This window comes from Ruania zhangjianzhongii (assembly GCF_008000995.1).
Taxonomy (GTDB): domain Bacteria; phylum Actinomycetota; class Actinomycetes; order Actinomycetales; family Beutenbergiaceae; genus Ruania; species Ruania zhangjianzhongii.
In genome coordinates this window covers 2,682,220-2,703,377 of record NZ_CP042828.1, presented here as the reverse complement: position 1 = coordinate 2,703,377, position 21,158 = coordinate 2,682,220, and the positions used below count along the sequence as shown (strand labels likewise).

At 69.7% G+C, this 21,158-nt stretch carries 21 protein-coding genes and 4 tRNA genes; 6 read left to right on the top strand and 19 right to left on the bottom strand.

Annotated elements, in window-relative coordinates; translation table 11 throughout:
• Positions 1-31 precede the first annotated feature (31 nt).
• The 16 genes from yajC to FU260_RS12480 form a co-directional block, all read right to left on the bottom strand.
• Positions 32-460, bottom strand: a complete 429-nt coding sequence (gene yajC, locus FU260_RS12555; protein WP_147917368.1) for a preprotein translocase subunit YajC — start codon at positions 458-460, stop codon at positions 32-34.
• A 109-nt stretch (positions 461-569) separates the two neighbouring features.
• Positions 570-1,595 carry a Holliday junction branch migration DNA helicase RuvB gene (gene ruvB, locus FU260_RS12550; RefSeq protein WP_147917367.1) on the bottom strand — a complete coding sequence of 342 codons (1,026 nt, stop codon included), beginning with the start codon at positions 1,593-1,595 and terminating at the stop codon, positions 570-572.
• Complete coding sequence (ruvA, locus tag FU260_RS12545) at positions 1,588-2,115, bottom strand: Holliday junction branch migration protein RuvA (RefSeq protein WP_342355238.1); 528 nt, start codon at positions 2,113-2,115, stop codon at positions 1,588-1,590. Before ruvA ends, ruvB begins: the two co-directional genes overlap by 8 nt.
• Before the next feature lie 142 nt (positions 2,116-2,257).
• Entirely contained in the window at positions 2,258-2,857 is a 600-nt protein-coding gene (ruvC, locus tag FU260_RS12540) for a crossover junction endodeoxyribonuclease RuvC (RefSeq protein ID WP_147917366.1), read from the bottom strand.
• A gap of 186 nt (positions 2,858-3,043) precedes the next feature.
• The gene (locus FU260_RS12535) at positions 3,044-3,805 is read right to left on the bottom strand and encodes a YebC/PmpR family DNA-binding transcriptional regulator (protein WP_147917365.1); all 762 of its coding nucleotides are present in this window, start codon (positions 3,803-3,805) and stop codon (positions 3,044-3,046) included.
• Between the two features lie 34 nt (positions 3,806-3,839).
• Entirely contained in the window at positions 3,840-4,454 is a 615-nt protein-coding gene (pdxT, locus tag FU260_RS12530) for a pyridoxal 5'-phosphate synthase glutaminase subunit PdxT (RefSeq protein WP_147917364.1), read from the bottom strand.
• A complete protein-coding gene (locus tag FU260_RS12525; RefSeq protein WP_210418077.1) occupies positions 4,451-5,029 on the bottom strand; it encodes an NUDIX hydrolase in 579 nt (192 codons plus the stop codon). The genes pdxT and FU260_RS12525 overlap by 4 nt, the downstream gene beginning before the upstream one ends.
• A gap of 10 nt (positions 5,030-5,039) precedes the next feature.
• The gene (pdxS, locus tag FU260_RS12520; protein ID WP_147917363.1) at positions 5,040-5,960 is read right to left on the bottom strand and encodes a pyridoxal 5'-phosphate synthase lyase subunit PdxS; all 921 of its coding nucleotides are present in this window, start codon (positions 5,958-5,960) and stop codon (positions 5,040-5,042) included.
• A 237-nt stretch (positions 5,961-6,197) separates the two neighbouring features.
• On the bottom strand, positions 6,198-7,562 hold the full coding sequence (locus FU260_RS12515; protein WP_235912330.1) for a PrsW family intramembrane metalloprotease: 1,365 nt from the start codon (positions 7,560-7,562) through the stop codon (positions 6,198-6,200).
• 5 nt (positions 7,563-7,567) lie between these two features.
• Positions 7,568-8,182 (bottom strand): hypothetical protein, encoded by a 615-nt coding sequence (locus FU260_RS12510; RefSeq protein WP_147917362.1) that lies wholly within the window; start codon positions 8,180-8,182, stop codon positions 7,568-7,570.
• Positions 8,179-9,342: a glycosyltransferase family 4 protein gene (locus FU260_RS12505; RefSeq protein WP_147917361.1), complete on the bottom strand. Its 1,164-nt coding sequence runs from the start codon at positions 9,340-9,342 to the stop codon at positions 8,179-8,181. Before FU260_RS12505 ends, FU260_RS12510 begins: the two co-directional genes overlap by 4 nt.
• Positions 9,339-10,307, bottom strand: a complete 969-nt coding sequence (locus FU260_RS12500; RefSeq protein WP_147917360.1) for a phosphatidylinositol mannoside acyltransferase — start codon at positions 10,305-10,307, stop codon at positions 9,339-9,341. The genes FU260_RS12505 and FU260_RS12500 overlap by 4 nt, the downstream gene beginning before the upstream one ends.
• Positions 10,304-10,933: a phosphatidylinositol phosphate synthase gene (gene pgsA / locus FU260_RS12495; RefSeq protein ID WP_147917359.1), complete on the bottom strand. Its 630-nt coding sequence runs from the start codon at positions 10,931-10,933 to the stop codon at positions 10,304-10,306. Before pgsA ends, FU260_RS12500 begins: the two co-directional genes overlap by 4 nt.
• The gene (locus FU260_RS12490) at positions 10,920-11,471 is read right to left on the bottom strand and encodes an HIT family protein (protein WP_147917358.1); all 552 of its coding nucleotides are present in this window, start codon (positions 11,469-11,471) and stop codon (positions 10,920-10,922) included. Before FU260_RS12490 ends, pgsA begins: the two co-directional genes overlap by 14 nt.
• Positions 11,468-13,483 (bottom strand): threonine--tRNA ligase, encoded by a 2,016-nt coding sequence (gene thrS / locus FU260_RS12485; protein ID WP_413038340.1) that lies wholly within the window; start codon positions 13,481-13,483, stop codon positions 11,468-11,470. The genes FU260_RS12490 and thrS overlap by 4 nt, the downstream gene beginning before the upstream one ends.
• Before the next feature lie 202 nt (positions 13,484-13,685).
• Positions 13,686-14,168 (bottom strand): P-loop nucleotide/nucleoside kinase family protein, encoded by a 483-nt coding sequence (locus FU260_RS12480; RefSeq protein WP_235912328.1) that lies wholly within the window; start codon positions 14,166-14,168, stop codon positions 13,686-13,688.
• Positions 14,169-14,247: 79 nt separating this feature from the next.
• Between FU260_RS12480 and FU260_RS12475 the strand changes: the two genes are divergently transcribed.
• Positions 14,248-14,808, top strand: coding sequence for an AAA family ATPase (locus FU260_RS12475; protein WP_147917357.1), 561 nt, complete (start codon positions 14,248-14,250; stop codon positions 14,806-14,808).
• Between the two features lie 60 nt (positions 14,809-14,868).
• On the opposite strand, the gene FU260_RS12470 is transcribed toward FU260_RS12475, so the two are convergent.
• The 3 genes from FU260_RS12470 to FU260_RS12460 all read right to left on the bottom strand — a co-directional run bounded on the left by FU260_RS12470 (position 14,869) and on the right by FU260_RS12460 (position 15,139).
• Positions 14,869-14,943, bottom strand: a tRNA-Val gene (locus FU260_RS12470).
• A 5-nt stretch (positions 14,944-14,948) separates the two neighbouring features.
• Positions 14,949-15,019 (bottom strand) — tRNA-Cys (locus FU260_RS12465).
• A 47-nt stretch (positions 15,020-15,066) separates the two neighbouring features.
• Positions 15,067-15,139: transfer RNA gene (locus FU260_RS12460), tRNA-Gly, on the bottom strand.
• Positions 15,140-15,241: 102 nt separating this feature from the next.
• Here FU260_RS12460 and FU260_RS12455 point away from each other — a divergent pair.
• The 5 genes from FU260_RS12455 (at position 15,242) to FU260_RS12435 (ending at position 21,074) form a co-directional block, all read left to right on the top strand.
• Positions 15,242-16,399, top strand: a complete 1,158-nt coding sequence (locus tag FU260_RS12455) for a chorismate-binding protein (protein WP_168211765.1) — start codon at positions 15,242-15,244, stop codon at positions 16,397-16,399.
• A 33-nt stretch (positions 16,400-16,432) separates the two neighbouring features.
• Positions 16,433-16,504, top strand: a tRNA-Val gene (locus FU260_RS12450).
• Positions 16,505-16,632: 128 nt separating this feature from the next.
• The gene (locus FU260_RS12445; protein ID WP_147917355.1) at positions 16,633-17,151 is read left to right on the top strand and encodes a hypothetical protein; all 519 of its coding nucleotides are present in this window, start codon (positions 16,633-16,635) and stop codon (positions 17,149-17,151) included.
• Between the two features lie 216 nt (positions 17,152-17,367).
• A complete protein-coding gene (locus FU260_RS12440) occupies positions 17,368-19,515 on the top strand; it encodes a DEAD/DEAH box helicase (protein ID WP_147917354.1) in 2,148 nt (715 codons plus the stop codon).
• Positions 19,516-19,553: 38 nt separating this feature from the next.
• Positions 19,554-21,074, top strand: coding sequence for a molybdopterin-dependent oxidoreductase (locus FU260_RS12435; protein ID WP_147917353.1), 1,521 nt, complete (start codon positions 19,554-19,556; stop codon positions 21,072-21,074).
• The last annotated feature ends 84 nt before the right edge of the window (positions 21,075-21,158 follow it).

Below are 21,158 nucleotides of genomic sequence, written 5' to 3'. Positions count from 1 at the left end.
TCCGTGTGCTGCCGGCCTTGCGGCCGGACGGTCAGTTCTGGTTGCGGCGGGGCGTGTCGTCGTCGCCAGCGTCGGGAGACGTCGCCGCGCTGAGCTGCTCGTCCGGAACCTCTGGACTCTCGACCACGTCGGCTTCGACTGCTTCGGCGGGCTCGCTGGCCTCGTCGCTGCCCTCGAGCTCAGTCTCGTCATCGAACTCCTCGACCGGCGGGTCGACCAGCTTGGCCAGCGCCATCTTCACAAACACCACCTCGGTGCCCGGCGCGGTCTCCAGCGTGATCCGGTCGTCCTCGACCGCCGTGATCGTCCCGATCAGGCCACCGATAGTCTGGACCTCCTGGCCGATCTCCAGCCGGTCCCGGAAGGAGAGCTGCTCCTGCTGCTTCTTCCGCGTGCGCCAGTTCATGAACAGCAGGGCACCCAGTCCTACGACCAGGATGATGATGAACGTCGGGTCCATGAGTGGACACACTCCAGTGCTTCGAAATCAGGTTCCGCCCGATTCTAGGCGAGATCGAACGCCTGGCGAACCACCCGCGCCGGGCCGTACCGGCTTCGGTGCCCGCAGATCAGTCCCAGAGCATTCCCGGAGCGTTGGGTGCGGGCAGGTCGAGATGGTCGAACGCGGCGGCTGTCGCCACGCGGCCGCGCGGGGTCCTGGCAATGAAACCTTCACGCACCAGGAACGGTTCGGCCACTGTCTCCACGGTCTCCGGCTCCTCCCCGATCGCTACCGCCAGGGTGGTCAGACCGGTGGGCCCACCACCGAATCGCCGGCAGAGCGCTTCCAGGACTGCGCGGTCGAGCCGGTCCAGGCCGCGGCGGTCCACCTCGAACACCTCGAGGGCGGCCATCGCAGCGGCCAGGTCCAGCACACCGGTTCCCCGTACCTGTGCCCAGTCTTGGACCCGACGCAGCAGCCGGTTCGCGATCCGGGGGGTACCGCGGGAGCGGGAGGCGATCTGCGCCGCAGCATCGGTGTGCAGGTCCACCTCGAGCAACCGAGCGGACCGGGTGAGGACCTGCTCCAGCTCGTCGGTGGAATAGAAGTCCATATGCGCGGTGAAGCCGAACCTGTCCCGCAGCGGTGCGGGCAGGAGTCCGGACCGGGTGGTGGCGCCCACGACGGTGAACGGCGGCAGGGAGAGCGGGATGGCGGTGGCGCCGGGGCCCTTGCCCACCACCACGTCCACCCGGAAGTCCTCCATCGCCAGGTAGAGCATCTCCTCGGCCGGGCGGGCCAGGCGGTGGATCTCGTCGATGAACAGCACGTCGTGCTCCTGTACCGAGGACAGGATCGCCGCCAGGTCCCCGGCGTGCTGCACGGCGGGACCGGAGGTGATCCGCAGTGCACCCTCCACTTCGCTGGCCACGATCATCGCCAGCGTGGTCTTGCCCAGACCGGGCGGTCCGGCGAGCAACACATGGTCCGGCGGCCGGGACCGAGCCACGGCAGCGTCCAGCACGAGCGAGAGCTGGTCACGCACCACCGGCTGCCCGATGAACTCGTGCAGCCGCCGTGGACGCAGCGCCGCCTCAGCGGCCCGGTCCAGCTCGTCGGCCTCGGCGGCGAGCATGCCTTCTTCGTCAGCCATGTCGGTTTCCACCCAGCTGCTGCAGAGCGGCCCGCAGCACGGCAGCCGTATCGGCGCCCGCTGCGGCGTCATCGGCAGCGAGCACGGCATCGACGGCGGACTCCGCCGCCTTGGCCGGCCAGCCCAACCCGGCCAGCGCGGTCACCACGTCCGTCCGGGCACCGCCGGCGGGCGTGGCCGCCGGCGCGGAGGCATCCGTGGCGGGACCGAGCCGGTCGCCGAGCTCGAGGATGATCCGCCGGGCGCCTTTCTGCCCGATCCCGGGGACCATGGTCATCGCCTTCACGTCCTCACTGGCCACCGCACGGCGCAGGTCGTCCGGGGTGTGCACGGCCAGCATCGCCAGCGCCAGCCGTGGCCCCACTCCGCTGACCGTCTGCAGCAGCTCGAAGACGTCCCGCTCCTCGGCCTGGGCGAAGCCGAACAGGGTCATCGAGTCTTCGCGCACCACCAGGCTGGTGGCGAGTGTGGCCGACGTGCCGGTGCGCACGCTCGCCAGGGTCGCCGGAGTGGTGTGCACGCGGTACCCCAGCCCGCCGGCCACCACCCAGCCCGCCGGCCACCACCACGCAGGCGTCCAGGCCCACGTGCTCCACCTGGCCCGTGACCGAAGCGATCATCCTGTCAACCTCCCGCGCGCGAACATCTGTACTACGGTCAGGTTACCTGCTCGCCGTAGGCCGTCCCGTCCGACGCGCCGTGCGCGCCCGGGTCTCCGCCTGTGCCCAGGCGCGTTGGGCGGCGGTCTGCTGGGCGGTCGATGTGCCGTGTGAGGTGCCGACGGCGTGTGCTCGCCAGGCGTGCGTGATCGCCAGGGCCAGGGCGTCCGCGGCATCGGCCGGGGTCGGGGCGGCGTCCAGGTTGAGCAGCCGGCGCACCATCTCCTGGACCTGCGCCTTCTCCGCGCGCCCGTGCCCGGTGACCGCCGCCTTCACCTCGCTGGGGGTGTGCAGGGCTAGCGGCAGCCCGGCGCGGGCCGCCGCCACCATCGCCAGGCCGGCAACCTGAGCAGTGCCGGTGACGGTGCGCACGTTGTGCTGAGCGAACACCCGCTCCACGGCCACAGCATCCGGGCTGAGCCTGGTGATCCAGGCGTCGATCTCGTCAGCGATCCGGAGCAGCCGTAGCGCCGGGTCGTCGCCGGCAGCGGTGCGGGCCACGGCCACATCCACCAGGCGCAGCTGACGGCCACGCCCGGCCTCCACCACGCCCAGTCCACAGCGGGTCAGCCCGGGGTCGACGCCGAGGATCCGAAAGCTCACAGACTCAGGTTCTCAGGTGCGCCGGCCGAGATCCGCCACCGACCCACCCGACCGCGGGGTGAATCGGTTCACGCGATACCTCCCGCGTTCGGTCGTGCCGGGCAGGTATCGGCTCGGCGCGCCGACGATCGAACCTGTCGGGCCTGCGCAGTCGTGCTGCTCCGTCGTCCTGCTCCGTCGTCCTGCTCAGTCGTCCTGCTCGAGCTCGGCGAGCACCTCGTCCGAGGCATCGAAGTTCGCGAACACGTTCTGCACGTCGTCGCTCTCCTCCAGAGCTTCGATCAGCCGGAGCACCTTGCGCGCCCCGTCAGCGTCCACATCGATCTGAGTGGCTGGCACGAACTGCACCTCGGCAGAGTCATAGTCCAGACCAGCCGCCTGCAGCGCGGTACGAACTTCGACCAGGTCGGTCGCCTCGGAGACCACCTCGAGCGTCTCACCGTGCTCGTTGACCTCCTCGGCGCCGGCTTCCAGCACAGCGGCCAGCACATCGTCCTCGGTGACCCCGTCCGTCTTCGGCACCAGGATCACCCCTTTGCGGGTGAACAGGTAGGAGACGCTCCCCGGATCGGCGAGCGACCCGCCGTTGCGGGTGAACGCGACCCGGACATCGGAGGCGGCACGGTTGCGGTTGTCGGTCAGGCACTCCACCAGCACGGCGACACCGCCGGGAGCGTAACCCTCGTACAACACGGTCTGATAGTCGGCGCCGCCGGCCTCCAGACCGGAGCCCCGCTTGACCGCACGGTCGATGTTGTCGCCGGGTACCGACGACTTCTTCGCCGTCTGGATGGCGTCGTACAGGGTCGGGTTGCCGGCCGGGTCACCACCGCCAGTCCGGGCGGCCACCTCGATGTTCTTGACGAGCCTGGCGAAGAGCTTGCCGCGTTTGGCATCGATCGCGGCCTTCTTGTGCTTGGTCGTCGCCCACTTGGAGTGCCCCGACATGGTGGTTACCTCTCGTTCGTCGCTTCTGCGCCCGCTACCGCTGGGAGACCAGCCGGAGAAAGGCGCGATGGATCCGCAGGTCCCCGCTGATCTCCGGGTGGAATGCTGTGGCCATCAGCGCGCCTTGGCGCACCGCCACGATCTTACCCGCCGCCGGTCCGGTGCTCACCGTTGCCAGCACCTGAACGTCCGGGCCGTGCTGGGCGACCCAGGGGGCACGAATGAATACGGCACGCATCGGCGGATCCGTCGCAGCGGCGCCCAGCGCCGGTGCGTCCAGGCGTTCCTCGAACGAGTCCACCTGGCGGCCGAAGGCATTGCGCCGCACGGTCACGTCCAGACCGCCGATGGTCTGCTGGCCTGCGATCCCCCCAGTGATCCGGTCGGCGAGCAGGATCATCCCGGCACAGGAGCCGTACACCGGCAGACCGGTGCGGATCTGCTCCCGGAGCGGATCCATCAGCTCGAAGCGGCGGAGCAGCTTGTCGATCGTGGTCGACTCACCCCCGGGCAGAACCAAGGCGTCCACGCTCGCGAGCTGGGCGAGGGTGCGCACGGTGGCCACCCGTGCACCGCAGGCCTGCAGCGCTCGGCTGTGCTCGGCCACGTCTCCTTGCAGGGCGAGCACCCCGACGACAGGTGCCGTCACCCGCCCGGCCGCTCTGCGCCGTCGTCGGCGGTAGTACCGCCAGTGCCCTCCTGCTGCAGCCCGAGCTCGACGATCCGGCCGTCCCAGCCGCTCCGCCAGGTGCGCACCAGCCCGGGAAGCTGGGCCGGGAAGACCTCCACCTCCACCTCGGCGAGGTCCTCGGCGTGCCACCAGCCGAGCTCGTCCATGAAGCTGCGCTCGACGGCGGTCCATCCTTGCGTGGTCAGCGTTGCCGTGGAATCGACCTGGGTGAGGAAGAAGACTTCGTCCTGTCGGACGGTCTCGGCGAAGAAGTCGAACTCGGCTTCCCGGGCCAGCACCGGGCCGACCAGATCACCGGGTTCGACCACCAGCCCGGACTCCTCCTCGAGCTCTCGGACCGCCGCCTCTCGCGGCGTCTCCCTCGGTTCGATACCGCCGCCGATGGTGAACCACCAGGTGCGTTCGGTCTGGTCCGCATCGTGTCCGCGGGCGAGCAGCACCCGGCCCGCGGCGTCGAGCACCACCACCCGGGCAGCGGTGCGGAAGGCGGTGCCGTCAGGCAGCCGCCGCCAGTCCGGGCCGAGGTTGCTCACGCGGGTCGGTTCACCAGCCGCGCTCGGCGAGCCGGTGCGGGACCGGGATGTCGTCGACGTTGATGCCCACCATCGCCTCGCCGAGGCCGCGGGAGGCCTTGGCGATCTCGTCCGGGTCGTCGAAGAACGTGGTGGCCTTGACGATTGCGGCCGCTCGCTCGGCGGGGTTGCCGGCCTTGAAGATGCCGGAACCGACGAACACGCCCTCGGCGCCGAGCTGCATCATCATCGCCGCATCGGCCGGGGTGGCGATCCCACCGGCGGTGAACAGCACCACCGGCAGTCGGCCGGCCTCGGCGACCTCGGCGACCAGCGGGTACGGGGCCTGCAACTCTTTGGCGGCGACGTACAGCTCGTCCTTCGGCAGACCGGCGAGGCGGGCGATCTCGGCGCGGATGGAGCGCATGTGCGTAGTGGCGTTGGAGACGTCGCCGGTGCCGGCTTCCCCCTTGGAACGGATCATCGCGGCACCCTCGGTGATTCGGCGCAGGGCCTCGCCCAGGTTGGTGGCGCCACAGACGAACGGCACGGTGAACGACCACTTGTCGATGTGGTGGGTGTAGTCGGCCGGGGTGAGCACCTCGGACTCGTCGATGTAGTCCACGCCGAGGGACTGCAGCACCTGCGCCTCGACGAAGTGCCCGATCCGGGCCTTCGCCATCACCGGGATGGAGACCGCCTCGACGATGCCGTCGATCATGTCCGGATCGCTCATCCGGGATACCCCACCCTGGGCGCGGATATCGGCGGGGACTCGCTCGAGAGCCATCACCGCGACGGCGCCGGCGTCCTCGGCGATCTTCGCCTGCTCTGCGGTGACCACGTCCATGATCACCCCGCCTTTGAGCATGTCCGCCATCCCCCGCTTCACGCGGGTGGTGCCACGGTCGGGGGCAGACGGGGCAGGGGCAGCGCTGATGTGCTCGGACACAGTGACCTCAAGGGGTTCTCGACGGCGGGAAACTGCTCACCAGTTTAGCCCCGGCGGAAGGTGACACCCGCCTCGCCGGACTGTCGTCCCGACCGGCGGGCGCGGGCGCGGAGCGGCGGCTGAGGACCAGTGTGCAGGTGGAGGTCCGAAAATTCGGTCCTCCACCTGCCGATCCGTCTGCAGACGACCGTCTGGTGCGCAGCGTGGGGAGGCTCCCGCGCTGGTGGGGGGGGGGGGCTACCGCCCGAGCGCAGCCTGGGCGAAGGTGTGTCGATCCCGCTGCACAGCGTTCAGCAACTCGTGCTCGCTGGCGTTCTCCCGGAGCCGGTGGCTGAGCACCTGCTGGCGGCGGAAGGCCAGCACGGTGGCACTGCGCTGGAAGGAGACCATCGCCGCCTTCGCCCGGTCGCCATAGCTGGTGGCCCACATCTTGGCCTGGCTGCGCAGCCGCAGGGAGGCGAGCATGTCCACCTCGTGCGGGGCGAACCAGCCGGCCTGGGAGTACTCCGAGAGCCGGGAGCGGACCACGTTCGACTCCTGCCGCCGCAGCCAGATCAACAGCGCCAGCATGGCCAGGAACAACGGCACCTGGATCACCGCGTAGATGAAGAGGAAGTTGTTGCCGATCAGCGCCGAGCCGTTCCACAGGGCGTGCAGACCCATCGCTCCGACCAGCCCGACCGGGAACGCCAGCACGATCACATACATCCGGGAGGACCGGGCCGCCAGGCCGACCGCGATGCCGATACAGGCGGTGAACAGCGCATGGGCGAACGGCGAGAAGATACCCCGCATCACGAACACTTCACCGACGACGTCGACGTACTGGGAGAAGTACAGGATGTTCTCGGTGAAAGCGAACCCGGCGGCCACGGTGGCGGCATACACCACTCCGTCCACCGGGCCGTCGAACTGCTGCCGGCGGAACAGGTAGATCATCAGCACGCCGATGCCCTTGACGGTCTCCTCGACGATCGGCGCGACCACGACCGCCGTCGTGGTGCTGGTGCCCTGCGGATCCCCGGTGCTGTTGTAGATCCACTGCTGGATCGCGGTGTTCAGCACCAGGGCGCTGAGCACTGCTACACCGGCACCCCAGAGCAGCGCGACCAGCAGCATCGTCTTCGGTTCGGGCTCCCAGCGGTCCAGCCAGCGCACCCCGAGGAGCACGATGGTCAGCGGCACCAGGGCGAGCACGAAGGCGACCGAGGTGCTGGACAGCCCGGTGGCGAGAGCGATGTAGCCGAGGGCGACCAGCAGGGCGATGCCGCCGATCACATAGATCACCACGTTGAACACCAACCGGTTGCTGGTGCGCTGCCCGGGGGACCAGACCTGTTCGATCGGGCCGGTGGTGTTCGGCGGCGGTGCGTAGGTAGCGTTCATCGTCCCGCGGACCGCCGGCTCCGGTGCGAACGCCTGCGGCCGGTACGCCGGCGGGTAGCCGGCAGCGGCGGGCGCTGCTGCGGGGGCGGCCGGGTGCGGCGCACCAGTGGCGCCGGGGTGCGGCGCACCGGGAGCGGCCGGCGTCGGTCCGGAGGCTGGACGGGCAGCGGGAGGGTACTCCCGGCGCGCGGGGTCCGGCGAAGGTGGCACGGGCATGCCGGTCAGCGTAGTTCAGGTGGCGGACCAGAGTCCGGCACCGTCGGCGATGCGGACGCCGGCACCGGGAGATCATCATCCATCTCAAACGTCTCCGGGAGGGGGGCCCGGCCGGCGAGGCGGAAGATCCGGACCAGCGGAGTGCGGCGGATCCGCCGGATCTGGACCACTGCGTCGTTGTGGAACCGGCGAGCCAGCTGGGCGCGGTAGCCGGCGGTGCCGAGATGTTCCAGCAGTGCGGCGCTGTCTTCCCGTTCTGCCCACGGCCGCTGGTCCTGACCATCACCGAGGGCGGCGCGCAACACCCGGGTGAGCTCGCTCTCCGCCAGGCCGCGTTCCTCCGCAGCACCCGGGGTATCGTCACCGATCAGCCGCGGTGCGCCCGCCGCGGCCCGCCAGGCTGCCTCGGCCACGACGATCCTCGCGGCCGGGTCCAGCAGGTCGCACTCGGTGAGCGCCATCGCTGCCTCGGCCCGGCGCACCAGCTGCGCCTCGAGCGTGGCCCGAGAAGCTCCTTCTCTGCGGTGCAACCGGTCCAGTCGCCGGGCGACGCTGGTCAGGGCGAACAGGATCACCGCGACCACGGCGACCACGATCAGGCCGACCTCGGCACCGCTCATGACGGTCCTCGGGAGCCGAACAGCCGGCCGAGGAGCCCGGGCCTGGCCTCAGCGCCGTGACCCGAGGCCATCGCGTAGACATCCAGGATCCGGGCCGCGACCTCATCCCAGTCGAACCGGCGGACCGCCCGGCCGGCGTACTCCTGGCGACGGGCCCGCTCGGCCGGATCGTCCAGTGCGCGAATCACCGTGTCCGCCAGCGAGGCTGGCGCACCGGTGGTGAACAGGAAACCGGACCCACCGTCGTCGAGGACCCGCCGGAACGCGTTCAGGTCGCTGGCGATCACCGAGGCCCCGGCGCTCATCGCCTCCACCAGCACGATCCCGAAGCTCTCGCCCCCGGTCTGCGGGGCGATGTAGGCGTCCACCGAGGAGAACAGGGACGCCTTCTCCTCGTCGCTGATCCCACCGAGCTGCTCCACGGCTTCGATGTGCTCGCCGAGACCCGCGGTAGCAGCCTCCAGGTCTCCACGACCGGCCACCAGGACGCGCAGCCCGGGGTACCTGGCGCGGATCGCCGGCACGGCCGCCATCAGCACCTGCAGACCCTTGCGCGGTTCGTCCAGCCTGCCCAGGAACGCGAGCGTGGGCCGCTCCGGGGTGCCCTGCCAGGCAGGATGGGGTGCGGCGTCGGCGAAGAACGTGGTGTTCACCCCGTTCGGGATCACCACCGCGTCACCGCCGAGATGCTCCACCACCGTGCGGCGGGCATCTTCGGAGACGGCGATCCGTGCGCTGATCTGTTCCAGTCCCGGGCGGATCAACGGGTAGGCGACCTGCATCATCCGGGAGCGTTCCTGGGCGGAGTGGAAGGTGGCCACCACCGGCGCCTCGGAGCGGGCCAGGGTGATCATCCCCACCGAGGGGGCGAACGGCTCATGCACGTGCACGACGTCGAACTCGCCGTGGGTGAGCCAACGGGCGGTCCGGCTCGCCACTCCGGGGCCGAAGCTCAGCCGGGCGACCGATCCGTTGTACCGCACCGGCATCGCTCCGCCCACCGAGGTGAGGTAAGGGGGGACGTCGGTGTCTTCGTCGGCCGGCGCCAGGACCGACACCTGGTGGCCGAGCCCGATCAGGTGCTCGGCGAGGTCCCGGATGTGGAACTGCACCCCGCCGGGCGCATCGAAGGAGTAGGGGCAGACCAGGCCGATCTTCATGTCTCCTCCGCCTGGGCCCGGGCGCGTGCCAGTCGCTCCGGATCCAGGTCTGCGGTGTACACCTTCTGCAGCATGTGCCAATCCTGTGGAACCTGTGCCAGAGCGCGAGTGTAGGCAGTGAACCAGTCCTGGGTCATCTGGGCCACCCGGTCGGCGCTGGTCACGCCGGGTCCGGCAGCCGGCACCTCCACCTCGGGCAGGAACTGGATGTGGATCCCCCACGGGCTGCGGGCGGCACGGCGCCGAGCCCCGGTGAGCCGCTCGTAGTGGATCAGCACCGGCATCACCGGTATCCCCCGGGCCAGCGCGAGAGCTGCCGGTCCCGGTGCCACCCGCACCTCGTGGCCGCCGACCTGCACGTCGACACCGGTGCTGGACAGGTCCCGGTCGGCCAGCAGCGGAATCACTCCGGGCCGCCGGCTCTCCTTCAGCAGCCGGCGGAAGACTCCCCCACCCTTCTCCAGGGGAAGGATGACCATGCCGAGCGACTCTCGGAAGCCCATGAAGGCCTCGAACAGCTCCGGCGGCTCCAGCCGCTCAGCCACGGTGATGACCTGTCCGATGTGCCGGTTCGCCCAGGCCCCGGCCAGGTCCCAGTTGCCGGCGTGACCCAGTGCGAGCACCGCAGTGCCTCCCTGGGCGACCCGCTCGGTGTACTGCTCGTAGCCGGTGGAGCGTACCCGGGCGTCTACTTCCGCCTCGCTCATCCCGGGCAGCTGGAAGGCCTCAGCGTAGTACCGCATATAGGACCGCATCCCGGCCCGGGACAGGCGCCGTAGCTCCGGTGCGGAGGTCGTGCCGGTCAACCGGGCGAGATTGCGCTCCAGCTGCTTCACGCCGTCGATCCGGAGCGTGTGTGCCACCACGGCGACGACATCGAAGATCCCCCGCACCAGGGCGCGCGGCAGCCGCGGCACCACACGCCAGGCGAGCAGCATCAGCCGGGCCGGATCGAACGCCCTCATTCCGGTTCCGTCTCCGCCGAGGCGCGGTAGACCACCAGGCTTCGTTGGATCACGGTGATGATGTTGGCCAGCACCAGCAGGCCGAGCGCGAGCACCAGCACCACCGCGGGTGCGCCGAGTCCTACCGCCAGCGCCGCGACACCGGCGAAGATCAGCCGGTCGGCGCGTTCGGCGATCCCCGCTTTGGCGCTGATGCCCAGGCCCTCGGCCCGCGCGCGGGCGTAGGACACCAGCATGCCGAAGAACACGCACGCCATCCCGAGTGCGAACCCGATGCCCTGCCACTGCTGCTCGTCCTGCCAGAGCAGGTACAGGCCCAGGGCGGTGAAGATCGCCGCATCGCTGACCCGGTCCATCGTGGAGTCCAGGTAGGCGCCGAACGCGCTCTCCGTTCCTCGTTCTCGTGCCATCAGACCGTCGACCGAGTCGGCGAAGACGAGGACCACCACTACGGGAACACCGACCACCAGATTCCCGGTCGGAAGCAGCCACAGCGCGGTGGCGCTGGTCGCCACCGTACCGAGGACGGTGACCACGTTCGGGCTCACCCCGGCCCGTACCAGGAGGCGGGCGAGCGGCCCGAACAGTGCGGTGGTGACCGACCGCCCGCGGTTACCGAGGACCATCGCCCCACCCGGCGGCGAGCTGCTCCCTGGTATCGCCGAGCAGCTCGGGCAGCGCCTTGGTCTGGCCCACGATCGGCAGGAAGTTCGCGTCTCCGGCCCACCGAGGCACCACGTGCTGGTGCACGTGGGCGGCAACCCCGGCGCCGGCCACCGGGCCGGCGTTCATGCCCAGGTTGAACCCGTCGCAGTCCTTGATCCGGCGCAGGGTCACCATCGCTGTCGCGGCCAGCTCGGTCATCTCGGCGCGCTCGACGGCGGTCATCTCGGTCAGGTCCGGAACGTGCCGGTAGGGGCAGATCAACAGGTGGCCCGGGTTGTACGGATACAGGTTGAGCACCACGTAACAGGACTGGCCCCGGTGCACGATCAGGGCCTGCTCATCCGGTTCCCCCGGCGCCCGGCAGAACGGACACCCTGGACCCGCGCCGTCATCGACCGGCTTGTTCTCACCATCAATATAGGCCATCCGGTGCGGGGTCCACAGCCGGTCGTAACCGTCCGGGACCCGCGGATGCTGCTCCGGCCTGGTCACGCTCAGACCTGCACCCGGGAGGAGATCGCCTCGGTGATGATCTCGATCGCTTCCTCGACTCCGACACCGTTGCGCTGGCTGCCGTCCCGATAGCGGAACGAGACCGCCCCGGCTTCGGCGTCCTCACCGCCGGCGATCAGGACGAACGGAACCTTCGCCTTGGTGGCGGTGCGGATCTTCTTGTTGAACCGGTCATCGGAGTTGTCCAGCTCGGCCCGCACCCCGGCGGCCTGCAGCTTCGCCACCACCTCAGCGAGGTAGTCGTCGAACACCTCGGCCACCGGTACGGCGAGTACCTGCACCGGGGCGAGCCACGGAGGGAAGGCGCCGGCGTAGTGCTCGAGCAGCACGCCGAAGAACCGTTCGATGGAACCGAACAGTGCGCGATGGATCATCACCGGTCGCTGACGGGAGCCGTCCGGCGAGGTGTACTCCAGCTCGAACAACTCCGGTTCGAAGAAGTCCAGCTGGATCGTGGACAGCTGCCAGGTCCGCCCGATCGCGTCCTTGGCCTGCACCGAGATCTTCGGACCGTAGAACGCCGCCCCACCCGGGTCATCTACCAGGTCCAGGCCGGAGGCATCCGCCACCTCGGCCAGGGTGCGGGTCGCCTCCTCCCAGGTGGACTCGTCCCCCACCGACTTCTCCGGGTCCCGGGTGGAGAGCTCCAGGTAGAAGTCGTCCAGGCCGTAGTCCTTCAGCAGGTCGAGCACGAAGGACAGCAGCGAGGCGAGCTCGTCGCGCAGCTGTTCGCGGGTGCAGTAGATGTGCGCATCGTCCTGGGTGAAGCCGCGGGCGCGGGTGAGGCCGTGCACCACCCCGGACTTCTCGTACCGGTACACCTGCCCGAACTCGAACAGCCGCAGCGGAAGCTCACGGTAGGACCGGCCCCGGGAGCCGTAGACCAGGTTGTGCATCGGGCAGTTCATCGGCTTCAGGTAGTAGTCCTGGCCCGGCTTGGTCACCTGGCCGTCCCCGTCGCGGACCTCGTCCAGGTGCATCGGCGGGTACATCCCGTCGGCGTACCACTCCAGGTGCTTGGAGGTCTCGAACAGCTTCGCCTTGGTGATGTGTGGGGTGGTGACGAACGAGTACCCGGCCTGCACGTGCCGCTTGCGGGAGTAGTCCTCCATCTCCATCCGGACCATCGCCCCCTTCGGGTGGAACACCGGCAACCCAGAGCCGATCTCGTCCGGAAACGAGAACAGGTCCAGCTCGGCACCCAGTTTGCGGTGGTCGCGCCGCTCTGCCTCGGCCAGTCGCTCCTTGTAAGCGACCAGCTCGTCCTTGCTCGGCCAGGCGGTGCCGTAGATCCGCTGCAGCTGCGGGTTCTTCTCGCTCCCCCGCCAGTACGCGGCCGCGCTGCGCATCAGCGAGAAGCCGTTGCCGATCAGCCTGGTGGACGGCAGGTGCGGGCCGCGGCAGAGGTCCTTCCAGGCGGTCTCGCCGGTCCGGCGCAGGTTGTCGTAGATGGTCAGCTCACCGGCGCCGACCTCCACCGAGGCACCCTCGGCCGCGTCGCCGCCATCGTCACCGGCACCCTTCAGCCCGATCAGCTCGAGCTTGTACGGTTCGGCGGCGAGCTCCTCGCGGGCCTGCGCATCGGTGACTACCCGGCGACGGAAGCTCTGCCCCTCCTTGACGATGCGCTGCATCGCCTTCTCCAGGGCCTTGAGCTGTTCCGGGGTGAACGGCTCGGCCACGTCGAAGTCGTAGTAGAAGCCATCGGCGATCGGCGGGCCGATACCCAGCCGCGCGTCCGGGTTCACCTGCTGCACCGCCTGGGCGAGCACGTGGGCGGTGGAGTGGCGCAGGATGTCCAGTCCGTCCGGCGAGTCGATGCGTACCCCGTCGACCGCCCCGCCCGCAGGCAGCTCGGCCGCCAAGTCACTCAGCTCGCCGTCCACTCGCACCGCGACGATCGCCCGGTCCTGGCCGAACACGTCCGTTCCCGTAGTGCCCGCCGGGAACGATCGTGGTGTTCCGTCGATGAGCAGGGAGATCTCGGGCACGGTCATGCTCCTGAGCTGGGTGATGGTCGGACCCATCGATGGTAGCGAGTCCGAATGCCTGCTCCACACCTGATTCCCTGACGCGCCCCGGTGACGTGGCCGCGGCACGGGTGCTCCGCCGTCGTGGTTCTCGCCAGATCCAAGCACGCCGCCCGGCCGAGGCTCTGCTCGCCCAGCGCGGCTGGTTCGCAGGGTCGGCAGGCAGCCCTCATCGCTGCTGGCGGGAGGCTCCGTCGATCACGGTGAGGGGGCCCTCGTCCTCTGTCGGTGGCTCGAAGTGGTCGAAGTAGTGCGCCGCCGTGGCGTGGTCCAGGACCACGTGGTCGGCGTGGGCGCCGCGCCGCGCCGCCACCCGCTCCAGCACCACCTCGCGGCTGGTGGTCAGGTACACGGTCTCGGCGCTCACCCCGACCTCGGCGAGCAGAGCCCGGTATTGGAGCCGCTTGCGGCGGGACCAGAAGGAGAAGTCGATCACCACATCGACGCCGGCGTGGACCAGTTCCAGCAGGCGATCGGTCAGCCGTGCCTCGATCCGAGCGGCGACCGGCTCGGGCAGCGGCTGCTGGTCCAGTCCCAGTGCCCAGGCTTCCTCGTCGATGGACAACCGGACGAAGCCATCGCTTTCCAGCCCACGGGCATAGGTGGTCTTTCCGGATCCGGCCGGACCGCACATGAGGACGACGCGAGGCACCACACCAGGCTACGGCGGCGCCCGCGCATCTGGGCAAAAGCCCTCGACGCCGGCCCGGCCGCTGCGTACGGTCCAGGGCATGTCCGTGCCGCCGCCGGCCGAGGGCCGCCTGTCTGACCTCCCTGCGGTCATCGTCATCACCGGAGCGATGGCCGCCGGAAAGTCGTCAGTCGCCGAAGCGCTCAGCCGCCGCCTCCCGGTGGCCGCCCACGTCCGCGGAGACATGTTCCGGCGGTTCATCGTCAGCGGGCAGGCACCGATGGATCCACCGCTGTCCGAGCAGGCTCGGGCCCAGTTGGAGCTGCGGCACAGCCTCGCCGCGCAGGCGGCCGACGGTTATGCCGCCGCAGGTATCACCGCAGTGGTTCAGGACCTGTTGCTGGAGAACGACCTGGTGCGGTTCACCCGACGGGTGCGCACCAGGCCCTGCTATGCCTTCATCCTCACCCCGGACGCTGACACGCTCGCCGCCCGCGATGACGCTCGACATAAGCACACCTACCGAGAATGGACCGCTGGCGAGCTCGATGCAGCGGCCCGATCCACCACGGGAGGACTGCACGTGGACAGCACCGGGTGGACTGTCGAGGAGACGGTCAGCTACCTCCTGGACCACCTCGACGAAGCGCGCACACCCTAGCGGCGCAGGTGGACCAGAGCGCTCGGACCAGGGCGCTGCTGCTCCGAAGAGGATGTCAGGTGGTGGGCGATACTGGGATCGAACCAGTGACCTCTTCCGTGTCAGGGAAGCGCGCTACCGCTGCGCCAATCGCCCGTGCGAGGTGGGTACGGGATTCGAACCCGTGTATACGGCTTTGCAGGCCGCTGCCTCGCCTCTCGGCCAACCCACCCTGGAACGACGTGAGACTCGCCGTCTCATTTGGGGCCGCCGCCTCCGAGCGGATGACGGGACTCGAACCCGCGACCCTCACCTTGGCAAGGTGATGCTCTACCAACTGAGCCACATCCGCATACCCGCATTCCGCATCGAAATGCGTTCTGCGTGCGTCGAAGACTCTAACCCAACCGATCCGACAACGTCCAATCGGCTCCACACCGTTAGCGTGTCGGTCATGTCACACTCCGCCACGGTCCGCAGCGGCCCTTTCCCGGGGGTGGCGACGTTCGCCGGAATGCAGGCCAGCGGGGTGTGTGACTACGCCGATCTGACCCGCTCGCCGGACGCTCTGCAGGGCGGCGGATGGTGGGCGGTGGCCGGTGAGTTCGATGGCCCGGTGCACGCCTGGCGATTCGCTCGCGTGCGGGCGCGCCCGCGTAGTCAAAGCAGCCAGGAGGCGGTGGTAGACGTTCCACCCGGCACGGAGCCCGCGGAGGTCACCGGCGACGGCGGAGCTTACCTATGGTCCGGACCGCACCACAGTCTGTGGTCCACGTCGATGGACCGCGCGGCCTACGTGGCCGCCGTGCGGTCCACGCAGGATGCGATCCGCGAGGGCGCCGTCTACCAGGCGAACATGTGCCGCATCCTGTCCGCGCCGCTCCCCTCCCGCCCGGACGCGGCCACCCTGGCGGCCGTGCTCAGCCGCGGCAACCCGGCCCCCTATGCCGGGTACCTCGATGTGCCGGCCGGGCCTGCCTGGCCGAGCGCCTGGGTGGTGAGCGCCTCTCCCGAGCTGTCCTTCGCCGTCGAGAATGGCGTGATCCGCTCCGGTCCGATCAAGGGCACCGGCCGTACCCCCTCGGACCTGCAGGCCAAGGACCGGGCCGAGAACGTGATGATCACCGACCTGGTGCGCAACGACCTGCAGCGGATCTGCTCCCCCGGCACGGTGACCGTCACCGACCTGCTGGCGACGGAGACCCATCCCGGCCTGGTGCACCTGGTCTCCCGGATCCGCGGCTCGCTGGCCCGCGAGCCGGTCGCCTGGAGCGAGGTACTCGGCGCACTTCATCCTCCCGGCAGCACCTCCGGGGCCCCGAAGTCGAGCGCGCTGCGGTTGATCGGTGAGCTGGAGACCGCCCATCGCGGGGTCTACTGCGGCCAGTTCGGCTGGATCGACGCTGACGCCGGGACGGCGGAGGTGGCTGTGGCGATCCGCACGTTCACCTGGGCGGAGGGCTTGCTGTCCTTCGGCACCGGTGCGGGCATCACGATCGGATCGGATGCCGAGCGGGAGTGGGCGGAGACCGAGCTGAAGGCCGCGCGGTTGGTCGGACTGGCCAGCGGTGGGCCCGCACACGTGGACGAGCCACCCGAAATCGGCTGCTAGGATCGTTATCCGTCACGGCGAGGGTCGTGATGCGGGCGATTGGCTCAGCGGTAGAGCGCCTCGTTCACACCGAGGAGGTCACTGGTTCGATCCCAGTATCGCCCACAGCAGGCCGCGGACAGGGAGTTTCCCCACCGCGGTCTTCTGGGTTTTGGCCCAGGGAGACGGGCGCCCGGTGCGGCGCGGAAGTCGGCGCGACCATCGCCCGGTGCGAATCGCACTACAGTGCGCGGATGACCCTGCGACTGCGTGGTTCGGACCTCATCCACCTGGACGAGGGCACGTACATGTGGATCCAGGTCACGCATTTCGCCATCGAGGCTGAGCAGAGTGATCGGTCCCTCCTCAGCTCGCTGATCGCCAGCCCGGGGTACGCCCACGACTACGCCTCTCCCTTCGATCCGGACGAGGAGGTGCAACAGAGCGCCGTTCATGGCCGCTGGCGGTTGGAGACGATTCACCCCGCTCTCTTCGCGCGGTGTACCCCGCACGATGCCGAGGCCCTGCTGCAGGTGTGGGTCGACGAGCAGCAGTGGACGGAGCCGGGCTACCGCCAACCGCCGAAGGTCCGAGCCCGGGTGGAGGGCGTCGTGAACCTGCTCCGGTCAGGGCGCCTCTACCGCCTGAACAACCCTGGCACCGATGCCGAGCACGAGTACGGTTTCGCCACCGGAAGCTTGGGCTTCCACGAGTTCGTGGTCATCGACCGCGTAACCGAGTGTCTGCTTCTGGTGGTCGCCTCCGACGATTGACCACCGGGTGGGGCACGTGATGTGTACCACGTCACTCGCCGGAGAACCCTGGTGCCCGGAGGCGAAGTTCTCCCGTAGACTGGTGCTGCGCAGGTCCCGTGCGCAGCGGTCCGACTTCTCGATTACGACGTCGGCTCTTGTGTCCGCTGTCTTGTCCGGGACGCCACGCCTCACGGGGTTCTAGCCGTTGGCTTCCCCGTCGTATCCAGGAGGATCATGCCGTCGAACGGCCGCCGCCGTACCTCGGGTCGGAACGGGACCCGTACTCTTTCGCGCCGCAACGACCCGGCGCCCATCCTGCCTATCCTGGCCCGCCGGGTGCGCGAGGTGGAGGCCAAGTCGGTCAAGGGCAAAGTGGGCCCGACCAACCGGGTGAAGTTCCAGGTGATCGCACTGCTGGTGCGCGAGGAGCGGGCCCGGATCAAGTCTGATCAGGACGTCTCCACCTCGGCCCGCAGCGAGATCCTGAAACGGCTCGACGGGGTGGCCACCATCCTGGCCCGCACGGCGGCGCAGGACACGTCGCTGCTCTCCTTGCTCGACCCGGACACCGAACCCGGCGCCGCCGCGCAGCGGATGCGCAATGAGTGGCTGCTGGAGTCCGGTGCCGAGCTGTCCGAGGAAGAACTGGTCATCAAGGCTCCGGAGCAGCGGCGCACTCCCCTGGTTCCCGCCGAGCTCGCCTCCCGGCAGGTGGTGCCCACTCAGGTGCGGGCGCGCGCCCGCGCCAACCCGTTCCTGGAGCCTGACCTGTCTCAGCCGGTGTCCGAGGTGCCCCCGGGTTACCTCTCCGGATGGGACCTGATGGGCCCGCTCTACCGTGCCTTCGAACAAGGTGCCGGCGGTGGGGCCGCCTCCAAGCAGCTCCCGCAGCCACCTCGCAAGGACTGGTACTCCCCGCCCGGGCTGGAGCTGATGGCCCACCAGGCGCGCCTGCTCGAGGCTGTCCGCCGCGGGCACCGCACCTTCCTGCTTGCCGACGAGCCGGGTCTGGGCAAGACCGCTCAGTCAGTGCTGGCGGCCTCCGCCGCCCAGGCGTTCCCGATGCTTGCCGTGGTGCCGAACGTGGTGAAGATCAACTGGGCCCGCGAGGTGGAACGGTGGACGCCGCAGCGGACCGTCACGGTGATCAACGGCGACGGCCAGGACATGAACGCCTTCGCCGACGTGTTCGTGGTGAACTACGCCGTGCTGGACCGGCACCTGACCTGGCTCGCGAACCTCGGCTTCCGCTCGATGGTGGTGGACGAGGCGCACTTCATCAAGAACCTCAGCTCGCAGCGGTCGCAGCACGTGCTCAACCTCTCCCGTCAGCTGCGCGAGCGGACCCCCGGCAGCAACCCGCTGCTGATGGCGCTGACCGGGACTCCGCTGATCAACGATGTCGAAGACTTCAACGCGATCTGGCAGTTCCTCGGCTGGACCGACGGTGAGCGCCCCAGCCGGGAGCTGACCGCCAAGCTGGAGGCCACCGGGCTGACCCCCGCGGACCGGGACTTCTACCCTCAGGCGCGAGCCGCCGTCATCGACCTCGGCATCGTCCGGCGTACCAAGGCGGACGTGGCCAAGGACCTGCCCGCGAAGCGGGTGGCCGACCTGCCGGTGGAGTTGGACAACGAGATCGGCCGCTCCATCCGATCCGCGGAGCAGGACCTGGCCCGCCGGCTGCTGCAGCGCTACCAGCGGATGCTCGAGGCCGGTGAGTCCCACGCCGATCCTGCCGACGGACCGGACCTGGAGCTGATGCGCCGCATCGCTCGGGCCGAGGTGGACTCGACCTCGCCCAGCTCCAAGGGTGACAACGTCTTCACCATGGTCCGCCGGATCGGGCAGGCCAAGGCTGCGCTGGCCGCCGACTACGCCGCCCAGCTCGTGCACTCGGTGGGCAAGGTGGTGTTCTTCGCCAAGCACATCGACGTGATGAACACCGCCGAACAGGTGCTCGAGGAGGCTGGTCTGCGCACCGTGTCGATTCGCGGTGACCAGTCCGCCAAGGCTCGCCAGGCGTCGATCGACGCGTTCCAGAAGGACCCGGACGTGTCGGTGGCCGTCTGCTCGCTGCTGGCAGCGGGTGTTGGCCTGAACCTGCACGCCGCTTCGAACGTGGTGCTCGCGGAGCTGTCCTGGACCGCGGCCGAGCAGGAGCAGGCGATCGACCGGGTGCACCGGATCGGCCAGGAGGAACCGGTGACCGCCTGGCGCATCCTCGCCGCGCACACGATCGACACCAAGATCGCCGAGCTGATCGACTCCAAGCAGTCGTTGGCCGCACGTGCCCTGGACGGCAGCGACGAGGAGATCGTCTCCAGCGAGACCGTGCAGGTCGATGCGCTGGTGCACCTGATGGTTACGGCTCTGCAATAACTCGGCTGCAGCCCAGGGCCGCGGCGTACCGTGGCCGCATGCCAGCTCATTCGCGCGCCACGCGCGGCGCAGCCGCCTTCTCCGGCCTGATCGCCGGCGGAGTCTTCTTCCTGGTCGGCTGGGCCGCTGCTGCCCTGCTGGACCCACCGGCCGCTCCGCACGCTGCCCTGGGCGCCGCGGTAGTGGATCTCACGCCGGCCTGGCTGAAGGATTTCGCGATCTCCACCTTCGGCACCGCGGACAAGGTCGCCCTCGCCGTGTGCCTGGCGCTGGTCTCGGCAGCTCTGGCGGCCGGGATCGGCGTGCTCGCTGCCCGTCGGGCGAGTCTCGGCGTGCTGGCCGTGGGTCTGCTCGCTGCCGTGTGCGCACTCGCGGGGGCCACCCGTGCGGACACCAGCTCCTGGGCGGTGCTGCCCAGCGTGCTCGGCGCTGTGGCCGGTGTTGGCACCCTCCAGCTGTTGCTCCGCCGGGCCGACACCGGCGGCGAGGGTCTGGACCGGCGCAGGTTCCTCGCCGCGGTCGGCGGCGTGACCGCCGGTTCGGCCCTGGTGGCCGGCGCTGGCGGGCTCCTCAGCCGGGCGCGGAGCAACACGGAAACGGTGCGAGCCGAGATCGCCCTGCCAGAGCCGACCGATCCGGTGGATCCGATACCGGCCGGCGCCCAGCTGGAGGTGGCGGGAATGCCGGAGTTCGTCACCCCGAACGGGGAGTTCTATCGCATCGACACCGCGTTCGTGCTGCCGCAGGTGAATCCGCAGGAGTGGCAGCTACAGGTGCACGGGCTGGTGGACCGCGAGGTGGTCCTCACCTTCGACGAGCTGCTCGATAGCGCGCTGGTCGAGGCGCACGTGACCCTCACCTGTGTCTCGAACACCGTCGGTGGCGACCTCGTCGGGAACGCCACCTGGATCGGGCTACCGGTGCGAGAGGTGCTCGCTCGGGCAGGGGTGCAGGACGAGGCGGACATGGTCCTCTCCCGCAGCGCGGACGGATTCACCGCCTCGACCCCGCTGGAGGCGCTCACCGATGACCGGAACGCGTTGCTGGCGGTGGCGATGAACGGTGCGCCGCTGCCGGTGGAGCACGGCTTCCCGGTCCGGATGGTGGTGCCTGGGCTCTACGGCTACGTCTCGGCCACCAAGTGGGTCACCGAGCTGAAGGTGACCCGGTTCGCCGACGATCAGGGGTACTGGACCACCCGCGGCTGGGATGCCCGCGGGCCGATCAAGACCGCCTGCCGGATCGACGTCCCGCGCTCCGGTGCCAAACCGTCGGCCGGCTCGGTCACAGTCGCTGGCACTGCCTGGGCGCAGCATCGCGGGATCGACCGGGTGCAGGTGCAACTCGACGAGGGCCCCTGGCTGGACGCCGAGCTGGCCGCCACACCCGGCGTGGACACCTGGCGGCAGTGGTCGCTCACCCTCGCGGACGTACCGGCCGGACGGCACGCGGTGCGCTGCCGGGCGTGGGACCCCACCGGCGTGCAGACGGCCACCACCGCTGCACCGGCACCGAACGGCTCCAGCGGCTACCACGTGATCTCGCTGGACGTCCGCTGACGGATCGGCCGTCCGCTCTGGCGGAGGCTGGAGCCGGCGCCGGACCGGACGACATTCGTGCGAAGGGCGCGGGACCAGGGATAA